Here is a 15440-nt window from a genome sequence, read left to right as displayed (position 1 = left end):
GCCCGGCCGTCACCGCCGCCGCACGATGATCGCCTGCCCGGACCGGCCCACGTGCCCGGCCTCGTCGAACAGCCGCCCCGACACGGTCCCGTAGCCCGCGGGCCCCACGACAGTGGCCGCGTCGACCGCCATCCACTCCCCGGCGGGCGCGCGGTGCAGGTGGATCGTCAGCTCGGTGTTGACGAAGAGCCACTCCCGGACGTCGAGCGGTGCGGCGACGCCGTTGCCCGAGTCGGCGACCAGCGCGAGGCGCTGCACCGGCGTCGACTCCTCGCCGTCGACGATCGGCACCCGCGGCCTCCCCCACACCGTCCCAGCGCCCCGGTCGGCGAACCCGCCCTGGACCCAGCGCCACTCCATCGCGTCGACGAACCCGGGCAACCAGCCCGGGGCGCGCGGCCCACCGTCCCGGCCCGCGGCGGGCGGCGGCAACGGTTCGGCGGCACCGGCCGCGACCTCCTCGGTCTCCCCCACGGCGACCCGCCACGCCCGCGCGCGCAGCACGGCACGCCCGCCGACACACATCTCGGCGGCGAGCAGCTCGATCGCGCGGCCCGGCCGCTCGATCTCCGCCCGGACCTCGACCTCGCCCGCCGGGACCGGCCCCAGCACCTCCACCGTGACGCGGGTCAGCGCGGAGTCGGTCCTCGGGGCGCAGCGCTCCAACGCGCGGACCAGCAACGCGGTGGGCGGGCCGAGGTGCTGCGCGTCGGCGAACCACGGCCCGGTCGTGAAGCGGGTCGCCTGGAACCGGCCGCCGTCCGGGCCGTCGAGCGGGAGGTAGAACGGTTCGAGTGCCACCGGCACATCTTGCGGTCGTCCGGGCCCGAGCCGAACAGGGGGAGGATCCGACGGTGCCGGGCCGGGCCGGGTGCTCGGCCAGGAGGGTCCTAGGCTCGGTGATGTTCCCGGTGACCGCCTCGTCCGCGGAAGGAGGCGACCGGCCATCAGCCCTGATCACAGCATCAGCATCAGCATCGCCGCCGGAGCCCTGCTCGCCGCAAGCTTCCTCGGAATGGCCGCGCTGGCCATGCGCAAGCACCCGCACAGTCGCGTCGGGCCGCTGGCGCTCGCTGTCGGTGTGCTGGTCCTGCTCGCGCCGCTGCCCCTCCCGATCCACACCGTGCTGGACCGGCTGATCGCGTCCGGGTGGACCGCTGTCCTGATCCACCTGGTCGCCTCGCTGCCCACCGGGCGGCTGGGCACCCTGGCGATGCGGCTGGTCGTCTCGCTCGCCTACGCCAGCGCGCTCATCCTGCTCACACCGTTGCTGCCCGGCGGCCCGCCCGACCGTCTCGCCGTCGACGTCGCCATGCTCGTCGTGATCCTGCTGGGCGCCGCGGTCACGGCGATGCAGTGGCTGCGGTGGCGGCGCACGAGCGTGCCGGGCCGCCGGTCGCTGACACCGGTGCTCTCCGCCGCACTCGTGATGGTCGTGCTGTTCCTGGCCGGCAACCCACTGTGGACGTCGACAGCCGTTGTGGACTTGACCCTGCTCAAGGTCGGACTCGTCGCAGTGCCGCTGGCCTACCTCGCCAACGAGCTGCGCACCCGCATCGAGCGTGGAGGCGTGGCCGACCTCGTGGTTCGGCTGGGCACCACCCCGGAGCCCGCGACCCTGCAGTCGGCGCTCGCGGAGGCCCTCCACGACCCGACTCTCGAGGTGGGCTACTGGGCGCCGGAGTCGGAGCAGTACGTCGACGCGGAGGGGCGCGCACTCGCGCCACCCCGGGAGCCCGGCCGCGTCGCCACCCGGGTGGACCGCGGCGGTGCGCCCGTCGCCCTGCTGGTGCACGATCCGTCCCTCCTGGACCAGCCGAAGCTCATCGAGGCCGCGTGCACCGCCGCGGGGCTCGCGCTCCAGAACGAGCGCCTCACCGCCGACCTGGGGGCCCGGTTGGTGCAGCTCGCCGAGTCCAGGCGGCACGTCCTGCAGGCCGCCGAGGCCGAACGGCGCAGGCTGGAACGCGACCTGCACGACAGCGTGCAGCAACGTCTGCTGTCCATCCCGATGACGCTGAGCGTGGCCCAGTCGGCGCTCGCCCCAGACTCCGAACGGGCCCGGGACCTGATCGCCGAGGCGAAGGACATGTCGCTCGCGGTGCTGGACGAGCTGCGCGCCCTGTCGCAGGGCATCCACCCGACGATCCTCACCGAACGCGGCCTGGAGGGCGCGCTGCGGGAGCTGACGCTGGTGGCCCCGGTGCCGGTGCGGCTCACGGTGCGCCTGCCGGCGCGCCTGCCGGCCGAGATCGAGACCACCGCGTACTTCGTCGTGGCCGAGGCGCTCGCCAACGTCACCAAGCACGCAAACGCGCGGCAGGCCGAGGTCCGGATCGATCAGGTCGGCGAGGTCCTCGTCGTCGAGATCGTCGACGACGGAAGGGGCGGTGCCGAGCCCACCGGTTCCGGGCTGCGCGGGCTCGCCGCACGGGCCGCGGACAACGGAGGAGCCCTCGACGTGACGAGCCCGGACGGCGGCGGCACCCGGGTACGGGCGGAGCTGCCATGCGGATAGTGCTCGCTGAGGACAACGTGCTCCTGCGCGAAGGTCTCGCCCGGCTGCTCGCCGAGGCCGGGCTCACCGTGCTGTCCGGGGTCGAGGACCCCACCGCACTGCTGGCGGACGTGGGCCGGCACCGGCCGGACGTGGCCATCGTGGACATCCGGCTGCCGCCGACGCGCACCGACGAGGGACTGCGCGCCGCCCGGGAGATCCGCAAGCGCCATCCCGGCACCGGTGTGCTCGTCCTGTCGCAGTACGTGCGGGTCAGCTACACCGTCGAATTGCTGGAGGGCGGGGCGAACGGGGTCGGCTACCTGCTCAAGGACCGCGTCACCGACATCGCCGAGTTCACCGAGGCCGTACGCCGGGTCGGGAGCGGCGGGTCGGCGTTCGACCCCATCGTGATCAACCAGCTGGTGCAGCGGCGAGCCGGCGACGACGACCCGCTCCACGCGCTCAGCGAGCGCGAACGCACCGTGCTCGCCCTGATGGCCGAGGGCCGCACCAACCAGGCCATCGCCGACCGCCTCGACATCGCCGATCGGACCGTGGAGAAGCACTGCACAGGCATCTTCACCAAGCTCGGGCTGATCGCGAGCCCCGACGACCATCGCCGGGTGCTCGCGGTGCTGCGCTACCTGAACGCCTGAGCGATCGTGAGGGGTGCGGGTAGCCGCACCCGGTCGGCGCGGCTGCCCGTTCCGGCCGTGCGTGGCCGCTCGCTGTCGCCGCGGGCTCCCCCACACCAGGCTGCTCTCTCGTGAGACGGACGAGCCGCGCGCTGCTGGTGGTGTTCGCGGTGGGAGCGGCGATGCTCGCGGGCGCGGCACCCGCGCTTGCGCACGGCGGGGTGGTCGGCGAGGACCTGCACGTCGCCGCGTCACTGGGCGACCGGGAGCTGACGGTGATCGTCCGGCGGGTCGGACCGGTGCCGGGGCCGCTGCGCGTCGACGTCGTCAACCACGCCGGAAGCCCCGGCGGGACGCTCCGGATCCGCGCCGCGGCATTCGGTGCCGTTCCGGCCGGCGACGAGGTCGGGCTGCGGCTCGCCGACGGCGGTGGGCTCGCCGGCGTCACCCTGCACGTCGACCGGGTGGGTGCGTGGGAGCTCGCCCTCGACGACGGCCGGGAGACGGCGCGGATCCCGTTCGTCGTGCCCGCCGACGTCACGCCCGCGTGGCAGTGGGTGATGAGCGGCGGCTACACCGCCGCGGGAGCGCTGCTGCTCGCCGCCTTAGGTGCGGCGGCGTTCGGGCGCCGCACCTGGCCGCCGCTGGTGCTCGGCGGTGGCGCCGCCACGGCGGTCGTGGTGGCCACCACCGCGGCCCTCCTCTCGCAGGGCATGCCCGAGGGAACCGAGATCGACCCGGTGACCGGGCGCCCGCCCGCCACCACCGTTCCCGACGGCGCCGCGCGGCCGCACGTCAACCTGCTCGCCGACGCCGCGCTCGTCGCGGGGCAACGCTCCCCGATCGACCTGCGGCTGGTGGACGGCGCGACCGGCCGTCCCGTCGACGACCTGGTGGTGCACCACAACGCGCTCGTGCACCTCGTGGTGCTCGGGCCGGGCGGGCAGTTCGCCCACCTGCACCCGGCGCGGCTCGGGCCGGGCGAGCTCCGGGTGTGGTTCCGGCCGTCCTCGGGCGGCGAGCACCGCGTCTACGCGGAGCTGGAACGCCGGGGCGCAGGCACCGGACCGGGCGGCGTCCAGCTCGTACAGACGACCCTCTCCGCCGCCGGACCCGCGCTCGCCGAGACCACGCCCGCTGGTCTCGGCGACCGCGACCTCGCCGGTGGGACGAGCGTGCGCGTGGAGGCGTCGAGGCTGGTCGCCGGTGAGCCGAGTGTGCTGGCGGCGGAGTGGAGCGAGGACGGCCGCCCGGTGCGCGACCTGCAGCAGTGGCTCGGCATGGCAGGTCACCTCATCACCGTGGGCCCGGACGCCACCGTCGGGCACGTCCACGCGATGCCGCCCGCGGCGGTGACCGGCTCGGCGGCCGCTCCTGACGAGACGGTCGCCTCCGGTGGGCCGCGGATCGAGTTCGTCTACACCTTCCCGACGCCGGGCCGGCACCGGTTGTGGTTCCAGGTGGAGCGCGACTACGAGGTGGTCACCGTGCCGGTCGAGGTCGACGTGGCTGCGGCCGCGCCCCGGGCGGAGGCCGGATCATGACGGTCCGCGGCAGGTGGGGTGTTGCGGTCACGGCGCTGGCCGTCGTCACCGCGCTGGCGCTGCTCCTCTGGCCGCACCCGGCCGGGCCCGTCGACGTGGCCGGCGCGGCCGGGCGGCACCAGGTGCGGCTCGTCGTCGAGACACCCGCCGTCGGCGCGCGGGACCTGACGGTGGAGATCACCGGCCCCGAGCCCGTCGACCGGCTGGTGGTCGCCGCGGTGATGGCCGAGATGGGTCACGCCGCCGTGCCCGTCACCGCTGTGCCCGTGACCGCTGCACCCGTGGCCGCCGGCACTACCGCGCCCGGGCGGTTCCGGGCGGCCGGCGTGGAGTTCTTCATGGCCGGCCGCTGGGACGTCGCGGTCACCGTGCACGGCCCGGACGGGGCTGTCGAAGTGGTCCTCCCCGTGCTCATCACTTCCTGACACCGAGGCAAATCGAGAGGACGAGATCATGACCGAAACCGTGGCCCTGCGGCGCTCCGCGGGGGCCGGCGCGACCGGGAAGGGATTCCTGGCCCGCCCCTGGGTGCCGGCAGGCACGCTGCTGCTCGCGTCGGCCTCGACGCTGGTCGGCCTGGCCTGGGACCTCCAGTGGCACGGCGACGTGGGGCCGGACACGTTCTTCACGCTGCCACACCTGTTCATCTACGCGGGATCCGCCGTGTCCGGGCTGGTGAGCCTCGCCGTCGTGCTCGTCGCGACGGCCGCCACGCGTTCGGGCCGCGTGGTGGACAACGCCGTGGGCGGCCGCCGGGTGGCGGTGTTCGGTGTCTTCCAGGCGCCGCTCGGCTACCTCGTGTCTGGTGTCGGGTCGGCGTTGTTCCTGCTCTACGGGCTGTGGGACGAGTGGTGGCACGGCCTCTACGGATTCGACGCCGTGATCGCCTCACCCCCGCACGTCGGCCTCCTGACCTCGGTGATGCTCGCGATGCTCGGGTCGGTGATGACCTGCGCGGCGGCGGCGGGACAGAGGTGGTCCACCCCGGCACTGCTCGCGAGCGTGACGATCTTCCTCGGCTTCTCGATGGTCGTGCTGGTCGCGCTGCCGCCGTCGGGGATGGTCAACGGTCGAACCGTCACGATGGCGCTGCTGTCGATGACGGCCCTCTCGTGCGTCGCGTCGTTCACGCGCGGGCTGCGCGCCGTGCTCGGCACGGCCGCGGCACTGCTCGCCGTGCAGGTGGCACTGGCGTTCTTCAGCCCATGGGCGACCCGCCTCTACGCCGCATCGGAGGGCCTTCCGCTGCGGGACTACACGCGGGGACTGCCGCAGATGTCGATGCTCATGCCCGCCCCGCTGCCCCTCGCGGCCTGCGCGCTCGCGCTGGCCACGCTCCTGACCGGGCGGGCCGGCTCGCCCGCCGTGACGTTCGCGCTGGGTGGGGCGCTCGGCGGCGCCGCGCTCGCCGCGACCGTCCCCTGGCAGGTGCTTCTGTTCGGCGTCGACCGAGTGGTGACCGGCGGGGCCGCGCAGGCCGGCGTCACGATCGTCGTGGGTGCACTGCTCGGGGCAGCCGGCGGCCTGCTGGGTGCGCGCCTCGGCCGTGCGATGCGGCTGCTCGTCGCCGGCCCGGCCGTTCGCGAGGTGGTCTGAGTGCGGCGCCCAGTCCTCGGCCTCGTCCCCACCATCGTCCCCGCCATCGTCCCCGCCATCCTCACCGTGGGCCTGCTGCTCGGACTTGCGGTCCCGGCGCAGGCGGCCACCCAGGCCGCACCCGCCCAGACGTACGCGCCGGTGGTGGTCGTGCACCAGGAACGGCTCGACGTCGGTCCCTACGAGCTGACCGTCGGGTTCAGCGAGTGGCCGGTACGCGCGCAGCAGTCGCTCGACTTCACCTTCGAGCCGGCCGGAGGCGTCGAACAGGTCACCGGCACACTCGTCGCGGTCTCCCCCAGCGGAGCCGTGGACAACCTGCGCCGTCCGGTGGGGGTGGACGAGCTGCCCCGGCACCCGCGGCAGCCCGAGGTGTGGGGGCTCGACGTGTTCGCGCTCGACGAGCCGGGCGACTGGACGTTCACGTTCGGCCTCGACGGTCCCCACGGCGCCGCGACCGCGCAGATGACCCTGCCGGTGCTCGACCAGCCGGGACCGCCGTTCGCGCTGAGCTGGCTGGTCAGTTTGGTGCCGCTCGTCGTCATCGTGGGTGTGGTCGCCATCGCCGCCCGGCGGGGCGGTCGGGTACGGGCGGACGCCCCGGCCGGCGCTCGTCGTCCTCGATCACCGTGACGCGCACGACGGCACCGGCTGTCTCAGACGGCTAACGGAAGAGCACGAACGTCATCTCGGTGATCACACCGATGCAGGGCTCGGCCGGGTCGCTGCCGCACAGCTGCGCGAACAGGCGCCGGTCGCTCACCGGGGTGACGCGCCGCAGTTGCGCGTCGGGCGTGACGTACTCGATCGCCTCGACGTGCCCGGCGGCCCACCCGTAGTCCGGGCCGACCACACTCATGTCGCCGTACGGAGGCACCAGCGGGGCGAGACCTGCCTCGGCAGCACGGCGCACGACGTCGGACCACAGTGCCCCGGCCTCGGCGATCGCGGTGCGGTTCCTCCGGTCGATGTACACCCGGTTCATCCGGGAGGTGGTGAGGAGCAGGCCGCCGTCCTCGGATCCGCTGGGCTCGTGACCGGGCGACAGGACGATGAGCGGCAGCCCGAAGTCGGCGGCGAACCGGACCGCCGCGGTGACGTCGGTGGCGTCCGCGGCCCCGACGGCGATCGCGGGCTCGCCCTTGCATGCAGACGCCTCAGCACAGAGTTCGGGGCTGCCCGCTAGCAGCACCGGGCCCGTCGTCACGCCGGCGAGCGCGACGAAGTCCTGCGGCGTGAATCCGGGATCCCATCCGGGGATGCGGTGATGCATGCCTTCACGAGGAACTGGACAGGCGGTTAGAGACACCTCGAACCCAACAAATCGAGCGGCCGGGCCAGCGGCTCGCGTGACCAGTCCGTTCGGCGTGCTCAGCGGCTCGCGCGCGGCGTGGCGTAGAGGCCGTGGCCTCCTGCCCGACACACCCACCCCCTGAGGCAGTACGGCTAGGTGCGCCTTCGGACGGCGGACCGCATGCGCGCGCCGATCCTGGACAGCCTGCGCCGCAGCGCGTCCCGCAGAGCCGCGGCGGCGATCGCCACAGCACTCGGCCCGGTGGTCTCCGGGGCGGAGCCGGTGCGGGCGGTCTCGTCGACGGCGTCGGCGAACTGCTCGAACATCCGCCTGCTGACGTCACCCGCGAGTGCCCGCCCGAACTGCGCGATGCGGCCGGACAGGAAGAGGTCCACGTCGGCGCGCAGGCTCGTGCCGCCCCCGGCGTCCTGGTCAGCGGCCAGCCGGATGATCGCTTGGGTGGCGCTGCCGCTCGCGTCCGCGCCCTGGGCGAGCACCCGCATCCGGTGCCCGTCCGGGTCGTGCTCGACGACCTGGGCGAGCCCCTCGAACGACAGCTTGACCGGGCCGAGCGCCACGGTGGCGCGGCCCCGGTAGCGGTCCTCCCCCAGCACCTCCACGAGCTGCGCGCCGGGCAGGCAGCGGGCCAGTCGCTCGAAGTCGGCCAGCACCGGCCACACCTGATCGACAGGTGAGGTGAGCGCGCTGGTGACCTCGACGGTGGCCGACGGCGCGCCCGTCGGGACCCGCACCTCCTGCGGGAGCGCGGGCGCGTCCGCGGCGGGTTCCTCGGGCCCGCCTGCGGCCCGGGCACTCCCCCGCCCGACGAGCGTGCGTTCCCCGCAGTTCATCGGCGCGGGCGGCCCGTCCGGGTACGCGGCGGCCACGTCGGCGACGGCCGCGAGGATGCCGCGGTAGCCGGTGCAGCGGCAGAGCACACCCGACATCTGCTCCGGCAGGTCCGCCTCGTCCAGGCCCTCGTCGGGCCGGTTGACCAGCAGGTCGTAGCTGCTCATCAGCATCCCGGGGGTGCAGAAGCCGCACTGCAGCGCGTGGTGGGCGGAGAACGACCGCTGCAGCGGGTGCTGCTCGTCGGCGCTGCCAAGCCCCTCGACCGTCACGATCTCAGCACCGTCGCACTGCACGGCGAACAGCAGGCACGCCCGCGCGGCGTCGCCGTCGACGAGCACCGTGCACATGCCGCAGACGCCGTGCTCGCAGCCCAGGTGGGTGCCGGTGAGCCCCAGGTGCTCACGCAGCACGTCCGCCAGGTGCATCCGGGCCGGCACCGACACCGTCACCTCGGCCCCGTTGACGGTCATCGTCACCTCGACCGCCTCCCCGGCCGCGACCTTTTCCGGACGCGCGGGCGGGCGGCGCAGGCCCCGGTCGTCGAGCTGCGTCATGAGTGCTCCTCGTTCTTGCGTGCGCGGCGCAGGGCCGTGGCCAGCTCACGCGCGGCGAGCACGCCGAACAGCCTGCGCCGGTACCCGGTGGACCCGTGGGCGTCCCCGCCGGTGTCGACGACCTCGGCGGCCAGCTCGGCGGTCGCCGCCCGCAGCTCCCGCTCCACATCCGGGGCGTCCGCCGCAGCTCTCACCAGGTCGGTCACCGGCCGCAAGACCGGCCGGTCGGAGATCCCGAAGCCGGTCAGGCGCGCGTCGGCGACCGCGCCGTCCGCGACCGTCACCGCCGTCGCGACCCCGGCCAGGGCGAAGTCACCGTGCCGGCGCGCGATCTCGGCGAAGCCGAACCCCTGCCCTGCGGCGGCTACCGGAAACTCGACGGCCACGACCACCTCGTCGACGGCAGCCACGGTGGTCATCGCGCCGACGAAGAACTCGCGCGCGTCGACCGTGCGGCGACCCGAGGGACCCGCCAGCTCCACCCGCGCCCCGAGGCAGCAGGCGACGGCGGGCAGCTCGGCGGCGGGATCGGCGTGGGCGAGGCTCCCACAGACGGTGCCCCGGCTGCGCAGCTCCCGGTGCCCGACGAACGGGAGCGCCAGCCCGACGAGCGGGACGGCCGGCGTCTCCGCTGCGCGCTCCACGGTCCGCTGCCGGACGGCGGCGCCGACCCGCAGCGCCTGCCCGGCAGGACCGAACGCGTGCAGCTCGTCGACGGCGGTGATGTCGACGAGGGTGGCGGGCCTGCCCAGGCGCATGGCCAGCACCGGCACGAGAGACTGCCCACCCGCGAGCACCTTGCCGTCCCCGCCGGCCAGCTCGGCGAGCACGTCGTCGAGGGCGGCAGGGCGGACGTAGGCGAAGGGCGCGGCTTTCATGATCGGTGTCCCATCTCGGTCAGCGCCCGGTGAACTCCGGCTTGCGCTTCTCCCCGAACGCCTTGACGCCCTCAGCGAAGTCGCGGGTGGCGCGCAGCATCGCGTAGGCCTTCCGCTCCAGGTCGATGCCCGTGTAGAGGGGGCCATCGATGCCGCGGTCCAGCACCTCCTTCGCGGTGCGCTGCGCGGCCGGGGAGAACGTCGCCATCTTCGCCGCCAGCTCGTCCACGGCCGTGTTCAGCGCGTCCCGGTCGTCGTGCAGCCCGGCGACGAGGCCCCAGTCCAGCGCCTGCTGGGCCTGGATCCGGGTGGCCGTCATGATGTGGAACTTGGCCCGGGAGAGCCCGATCAGCCGCGAGAGCCGCTGCGTGCCGCCGGACCCGGGGATCATGCCGAGGTTCATCTCGGGCAGGGCGAACTGGCTGCGCGGGGTGGCGAGCCGGATGTCGCAGGAGAGCACCAGCTCCAGCCCGACGCCGAAGCAGTAGCCGTCGATCGCCGCGATCACGGGCCGTGTGCTGCGCGCCGGGGCGGTGATGTTGTGGCCGAGGTCGGTGAAGTCGATCGGGTCGACCTCCATGAACCCGGCGATGTCACCGCCGGACGTGAAGTGCTCGCCATCGCTGCGGACGACGACCGCTCGCACCTCGGGGTCGGCGTCGATCTCCGCGAAACGGTCCGCCACCAGCTGGCGCATCTGCCAGGTGACCACCGTGTACATGCCGTGCGACAGGGTCAGGTAGGCGATCCTGCCGTCGCTGCTGCGCTCGAGGAGGACGTCCCCGCCGGTCAGCGCCATGTCAGCTCTTCTCCTTCTGGTTGGTGGTGGTGGCGTCCAGCAGCCGGTGCAGGACCTCGCCGTGCAGCGGGAGCCGCGTGATGTCGATGCCGCGGGGCGCGAGCGCGTCGGCGACCGCGTTCGCGAACGCGACGGGGAAGCTCATCGACGAGCCCTCACCGCAGCCCTTGGCCCCCAGCGGGGTCAGCGGCGATGGGCTGACGACGTGGTCGGTGCGCAGGTCGTACCGGGCCTCCGCGCTCGTCGGGCACAGGTAGTCGAGGAAGGTCGCCGACGTCGGCTGGCCGGAGTCGGCGTAGGTGAACTCCTCGTACATTGCGCCGCCGAGCGCGTGGGTAAGCGCCCCGAGCACCTGGCCGTCCAGCAGCTGCTGGTTGAGCACAGTGCCGGCGTCGTGCACCGACGAGACCCGGTCGACGGTGATCTCCAGGGTGTCCGGGTCGATCCGCACGGCCACGATCTCGGCGACGAAGCCGTAGCAGAGCGAGGAGTTGATGCGGTCGTCCTTCGTCGCGGCGCGGACCTGCCGCGGGGTGAACGCGGCCTCCTCGTACAGCTGCGCCGACACCCCCTCCGGGAGCGCCCCGGGGTCCCAGTGGACGAGCCCGGCCGCGTGTCGGAAGAGCACCGCCTTCTCCGGGTCGCTGCGGTGGCGGACCTGCCCGTCGACCAGCTCCAGATCCTCCGGCGGCAGGCCGAGCAGCACGGACGCGGCGGCGCGGACCGTGATGGCGATCCGGTCGGCGGCCTCGACCACCGCGCTCGTGACGAGCGGGGCGAACCGCGAGGAGTAGCTGCCTGACGTGACGGTCCACGGGGTGGTGCTGGTGTCCATGTCCACGACCGCACGCACCTGCTCCTCGGGCAGGCCGAGGCGCCGCGCAGCGACCGAGCGGGCCACCGTGGCGTGCCCCTGGCCCTGCGGCACGCTCCCGAGCATCACCGTGACCTGGCCCTGCACGTCCACCGAGATGCGGACATGCTCGGTGGAGCCGGACTTGTCACGGCCCGGTTTCCGCTGCTCGGCGGGGGTCGCGAGCCCGACGTAGCCGATGTTCGTGCCGGACGGGTCGACGACCAGCCCGACGCCGATGCCGTAGAAGGCGCCCTCGGCACGGGCGGCGGCCTGTCGGGCCCGCAGCTCGTCGAGCTCCGCGTTCTTCTCCGCCAGCGCCAGCGCCGCTGTGTAGTCGCCCGAGTCGTAGACGCCACCCGACGGCGTCTCGTACGGGAACTCGCCCACGAGGTTGCGCCTGCGCACGTCGAAGACGTCGGCCCCGGTCGCGGCGGCCACGGCGTCCATCAGCCGCTCCAGCCCGAAGTAGAGCTGCTGGCCACCGAAGCCGCGGTTGAGCCCGGTGGGCATCGTGTTGGTGACGACGGCCCGCGCCCGCATCTCCACCGCCCCGATCCGGTAGGGCCCGGTGATGTTGCCGAAGCAGCGGTAGAGCGTGGAGGGCTCCGGCGGGCGCAGGTAGGCGCCGACGTTGTCGACGAGGTCGACCTTGAGGCCGGTGACCTGCCCGGCGGCGTCGACGGCCGCGGCGAAGCGCATCGCGCGGTCGGCCCCGGTGGAGCTGGCGAGCAGGTGCTCGATGCGGTCCTCGGCCCAGCGGACGGGGGTGCCCGCGTGCTTCGACGCCAGCGCCATCAGCACGACGTACGGGTAGATCCCGGCCTTGATCCCGAAGCTCCCACCGATGTCGGCCGGGACGTGCAGCCGCACCCGGGAGGTCGGGATGCCCAGCGCGCCGGCCATGACCGGGACCATCGTGAACGGGCCGTGGAAGTTCGCCCACGCCTCGACCGCGGGGCCCTCGCCCGTCTCCTGCCATGAGGCGATCACGGAGTAGCACTCCATGGGTACCGAGGAGTAGCGCGGGAAGTCGTAGTCGGCCTCGACGACGTGCGCCGCGGTCGCGAAGGCCTCGTCCACGGGGCCGAAGGAGAACGTGCGGTCGGTCGCCACGTTGGTCTCGGCGTCCTCGTGCAGCCGCGGTGCGTCCGGCTCCAGCGCCAGGCGCGGGGCGACGACCGCGTCGAGCGGCTCGTAGTCCACCGAGACGAGCTCGGCGGCGTCCTCGGCGGTGTACCGGTCGGACGCGACGACCACCGCAATCGGCTCGCCGACGAACCGGACCTTGTCCACCGCGGTCGGGTAGTAGGCCATCGGAGTGGCCGTGGACAGCGGGAACGGCCGGACGGCCGACCGCACCTCGTCCGGGCCGATCACCGCGGCAACCCCGGGGTGGGCGCGGGCGCGGGTCAGGTCGACCGACACCAGCCGCGCGTGCGGCTGCGTCGAGCGCACCACGGTGGCGGTGAGGGTGCCGGGCAGCGGGTCGAGGTCGTCGAGGAACCGGCCCTGCCCGGTGACCAGCGCGGCGTCCTCGACCCGGGCGGGAGTCCAGGTCGGCAGGGTGGGATCAGGCACGGGCCTCTCCCTTCGGGTCGTACTCGCCGGCCACCAACACCCTCCGCAGCGTCTTGCCGACACCGGAGCGGGGCACGGACTCGACGGCGATCACGCGCTTCGGCCGCTTCAGCGACGGCAGCGCGGTGCGGGCGAAGGCGAGTGCCTTCTCGGCGGCGGCGACCGGGTCGGCGCCCCGCGCGGGCACCACGAACGCGGTGACGGCCTGGCCCCAGCGCTCGTCGGGCATCCCCACGACGCAGACGTCGTCGATCTCGGGGCAACGGGCCAGCGCCGCCTCGATCTCGTCGGGGTACAGGTTCTCGCCGGCGGAGTTGATCATGTCGTCGACGCGGCCGGACACCCACAGGTCCCCGTCCTCGTCGGCGACGGCGAGGTCGCCGGTGTAGTACCAGCCGTCCCGGATGGACTTCTCGTTCGCGTCGGGGCGCTGCCAGTAGCCGGCGAACGCCTCGGGGCTCGCGAGCGACACGATGACCTGCCCCTGCTCGCCGTCGGCCACCACGGCGTCCGGCGGGGCGCCGACCTCCGGCGCAACCAGCCGCACGCGCGAGAAGATCCCCGCCCGCCCCGCCGACCCGGGCTTCGCGGCGACGTCGGGGTTGATCGTGAAGGTGTAGATCTCCGTGCTGCCGAAGTGGTTGACGAACGAGCCCGGGTGAAGCTGCGTGGCGAGCTCCTCGGCGAGCGACGGCGTCATCGCGGCCCCGGCGTAGGCGAGCCGGTCGAGCGCCCGGGCCTCCCCCAGCCGGCCGGTGCGCAGGAGCGACCAGTAGATCGTCGGCACCAGGTACAGCGACGTGACACCCTGGTCGAGGATCAGCTCCAGCGACCCGTTGGCGTCGAAGGCGGGCTGGGCGACCCACGTGCCGCCCACGACGATGCTGGCCAGCAGGGTGCGCAGGCCCATCGTGTGGAACATCGGCATCACGCCGAGCGCGACCTCGCCGATGCGCTGCTGGGTCTGCACGGCGTGCGCGACGGCGGCGGAGTGCTCCGCGCGGTGCGTGCGCGGCACGCCCTTCGGGCGCCCGGTGGTGCCCGAGGTGTAGAGCATGACGCTCACGTCGTTCTCGGCCGGCGAGTGCGAGAGGTTGCCGTCGGACTCCCCCGCCGCCAGCTCGTCGAGGTCGGCTGCCGTACGCAGTACGACGCTCCCGCCGTCGGCGGCTGCGGTCCCGCGCTCCTGGTTGGCCTCGTCCACGACGAGCAGCCCCGCCCCCGAGTCGCCGAGGCAGTACTGCAGCTCGTCCGGTCCGAACCTCGTGGAGAGCGGCACCGACACCGCACCCAGCTTCTGCGCCGCCAGGTGCAGGCTGGCGAGCGGCTCACCGCCGGTCAGAGCCAGCCCCACCCGGGCACCGGGCCGCACGCCCAGCCCGTGCAGGGCGCGGGCCAGCTGGTTGGTCCGCGCGTCCCACTGGCGGTAGCCGAGGTGGCGGCCGGCTCCCCGAACGGCCAAGCGGTCGGGATGGCGTTCGGCGGCCCATCGCATCGCCGTCGACAGGTCCATCGAACCCTCCAAGGTCTGAAACGGACCGTACAGTTCGAACCGTGAGGCAGCAACTCTCGACGCGGCAACTTTCAGACCGTACGGTCCGGACGGTCGACCGGCAGTCCGTATGCTCGCGACGCCGGGCTCGATGAACCGCCCGTCGCCGGGGCGTGGCGTCGAAACGAGGAGTTCCGTGCCCGAGGTCCGCCTGTCCCCGACGTCATACGTGGTGCTGGGGATGATCGCCCTGCGGGGCCCGTCCACCCCGTACGACCTCAAACGGGGCGTGAAGCACTCGGTGGGCTACTTCTGGAACTTCCCGCACGCGCAGCTGTACTCCGAGCCCGACCGGCTCGCCGCGCTCGGACTGCTCGCGCTGTCCACCGAGGATTCCGGCCGCAGGCGAAAGACCTACTCGCTCACCGAGGACGGCCGGGCGGCGCTGCGCTCGTGGCTCGCCTCGCCCACCGACGAGCATTTCGAGATGCGGGACATCGCCGAGCTCAAGCTCTTCTTCAACGAGGCGGGCGAGCCGGAGAACATCACCGCCCTCGCGCACGACCAGATCCGCCAGCACGAGAAACGCATCGAGGTCTACGAGGCGATGGTCGCGCGGTTCGGTGACGACGAGTCCGTGCGGCCCCGGATGCTCACGCTCGAACTTGGCCTGGAGATGGAGTACGCGGCGCTGCGGTTCTGGACCGCACTCGCGGGCGGCGACCTGGGTGTGCTGCAGGAGAGCCGGCGCGAAGGGATCGGCGTGCGCGCCCGGTCCTGAGCGGACACGGCGGGAACAGTATTTGCGGAGCAGGTCCGAGCGTGGCCGCGCTGCCGGGCATCGGGGACGCCGGTGTGGAGC

The 15440-nt window shown here is 73.6% G+C and carries 14 protein-coding genes; 7 read left to right on the top strand and 7 right to left on the bottom strand.

Annotation, left to right across the window (positions count from 1 at the left end):
- Positions 1-9 precede the first annotated feature (9 nt).
- Complete coding sequence (locus tag ABD143_RS19715; protein WP_343980207.1) at positions 10-801, bottom strand: thioesterase family protein; 792 nt, start codon at positions 799-801, stop codon at positions 10-12.
- A gap of 214 nt (positions 802-1015) precedes the next feature.
- Here ABD143_RS19715 and ABD143_RS19710 point away from each other — a divergent pair, with 214 nt between their 5' ends.
- The 6 genes from ABD143_RS19710 (at position 1016) to ABD143_RS19685 (ending at position 6908) form a co-directional block, all read left to right on the top strand.
- Entirely contained in the window at positions 1016-2518 is a 1503-nt protein-coding gene (locus ABD143_RS19710; RefSeq protein WP_343980203.1) for a sensor histidine kinase, read from the top strand.
- Positions 2509-3156, top strand: coding sequence for a response regulator transcription factor (locus ABD143_RS19705; RefSeq protein WP_343980200.1), 648 nt, complete (start codon positions 2509-2511; stop codon positions 3154-3156). The genes ABD143_RS19710 and ABD143_RS19705 overlap by 10 nt, the downstream gene beginning before the upstream one ends.
- 110 nt (positions 3157-3266) lie before the next feature.
- Positions 3267-4679 (top strand): hypothetical protein, encoded by a 1413-nt coding sequence (locus ABD143_RS19700; RefSeq protein ID WP_343980196.1) that lies wholly within the window; start codon positions 3267-3269, stop codon positions 4677-4679.
- Complete coding sequence (locus ABD143_RS19695) at positions 4676-5104, top strand: hypothetical protein (protein WP_343980193.1); 429 nt, start codon at positions 4676-4678, stop codon at positions 5102-5104. Before ABD143_RS19700 ends, ABD143_RS19695 begins: the two co-directional genes overlap by 4 nt.
- A gap of 28 nt (positions 5105-5132) precedes the next feature.
- Positions 5133-6275 carry a hypothetical protein gene (locus ABD143_RS19690; protein WP_343980190.1) on the top strand — a complete coding sequence of 381 codons (1143 nt, stop codon included), beginning with the start codon at positions 5133-5135 and terminating at the stop codon, positions 6273-6275.
- Complete coding sequence (locus ABD143_RS19685) at positions 6276-6908, top strand: hypothetical protein (RefSeq protein ID WP_343980187.1); 633 nt, start codon at positions 6276-6278, stop codon at positions 6906-6908.
- A 31-nt stretch (positions 6909-6939) separates the two neighbouring features.
- On the opposite strand, the gene ABD143_RS19680 is transcribed toward ABD143_RS19685, so the two are convergent.
- From ABD143_RS19680 to ABD143_RS19655, 6 genes are all read right to left on the bottom strand, one after another.
- Positions 6940-7548 carry an FAD-binding oxidoreductase gene (locus ABD143_RS19680; protein ID WP_343980184.1) on the bottom strand — a complete coding sequence of 203 codons (609 nt, stop codon included), beginning with the start codon at positions 7546-7548 and terminating at the stop codon, positions 6940-6942.
- 173 nt (positions 7549-7721) lie between these two features.
- Entirely contained in the window at positions 7722-8975 is a 1254-nt protein-coding gene (locus tag ABD143_RS19675; RefSeq protein WP_343980181.1) for a xanthine dehydrogenase family Fe-S subunit, read from the bottom strand.
- A complete protein-coding gene (locus ABD143_RS19670; RefSeq protein WP_343980178.1) occupies positions 8972-9853 on the bottom strand; it encodes an FAD binding domain-containing protein in 882 nt (293 codons plus the stop codon). Before ABD143_RS19670 ends, ABD143_RS19675 begins: the two co-directional genes overlap by 4 nt.
- A 19-nt stretch (positions 9854-9872) precedes the next feature.
- Positions 9873-10652, bottom strand: coding sequence for an enoyl-CoA hydratase/isomerase family protein (locus ABD143_RS19665; RefSeq protein WP_343980175.1), 780 nt, complete (start codon positions 10650-10652; stop codon positions 9873-9875).
- 1 nt (position 10653) lies between these two features.
- Entirely contained in the window at positions 10654-13086 is a 2433-nt protein-coding gene (locus ABD143_RS19660; protein WP_343980172.1) for a xanthine dehydrogenase family protein molybdopterin-binding subunit, read from the bottom strand.
- Positions 13079-14599, bottom strand: coding sequence for a class I adenylate-forming enzyme family protein (locus ABD143_RS19655; protein WP_343980170.1), 1521 nt, complete (start codon positions 14597-14599; stop codon positions 13079-13081). The genes ABD143_RS19660 and ABD143_RS19655 overlap by 8 nt, the downstream gene beginning before the upstream one ends.
- Positions 14600-14774: 175 nt before the next feature.
- Here ABD143_RS19655 and ABD143_RS19650 point away from each other — a divergent pair, with 175 nt between their 5' ends.
- Positions 14775-15359 carry a PadR family transcriptional regulator gene (locus tag ABD143_RS19650; protein WP_343980168.1) on the top strand — a complete coding sequence of 195 codons (585 nt, stop codon included), beginning with the start codon at positions 14775-14777 and terminating at the stop codon, positions 15357-15359.
- Positions 15360-15440 lie beyond the last annotated feature (81 nt).

Source organism: Pseudonocardia aurantiaca (assembly GCF_039526725.1).
Taxonomy (GTDB): domain Bacteria; phylum Actinomycetota; class Actinomycetes; order Mycobacteriales; family Pseudonocardiaceae; genus Pseudonocardia; species Pseudonocardia aurantiaca.
The sequence above is the reverse complement of the archived record's forward strand: the minus strand, read 5'-3'. Positions and strand labels throughout refer to the sequence as shown.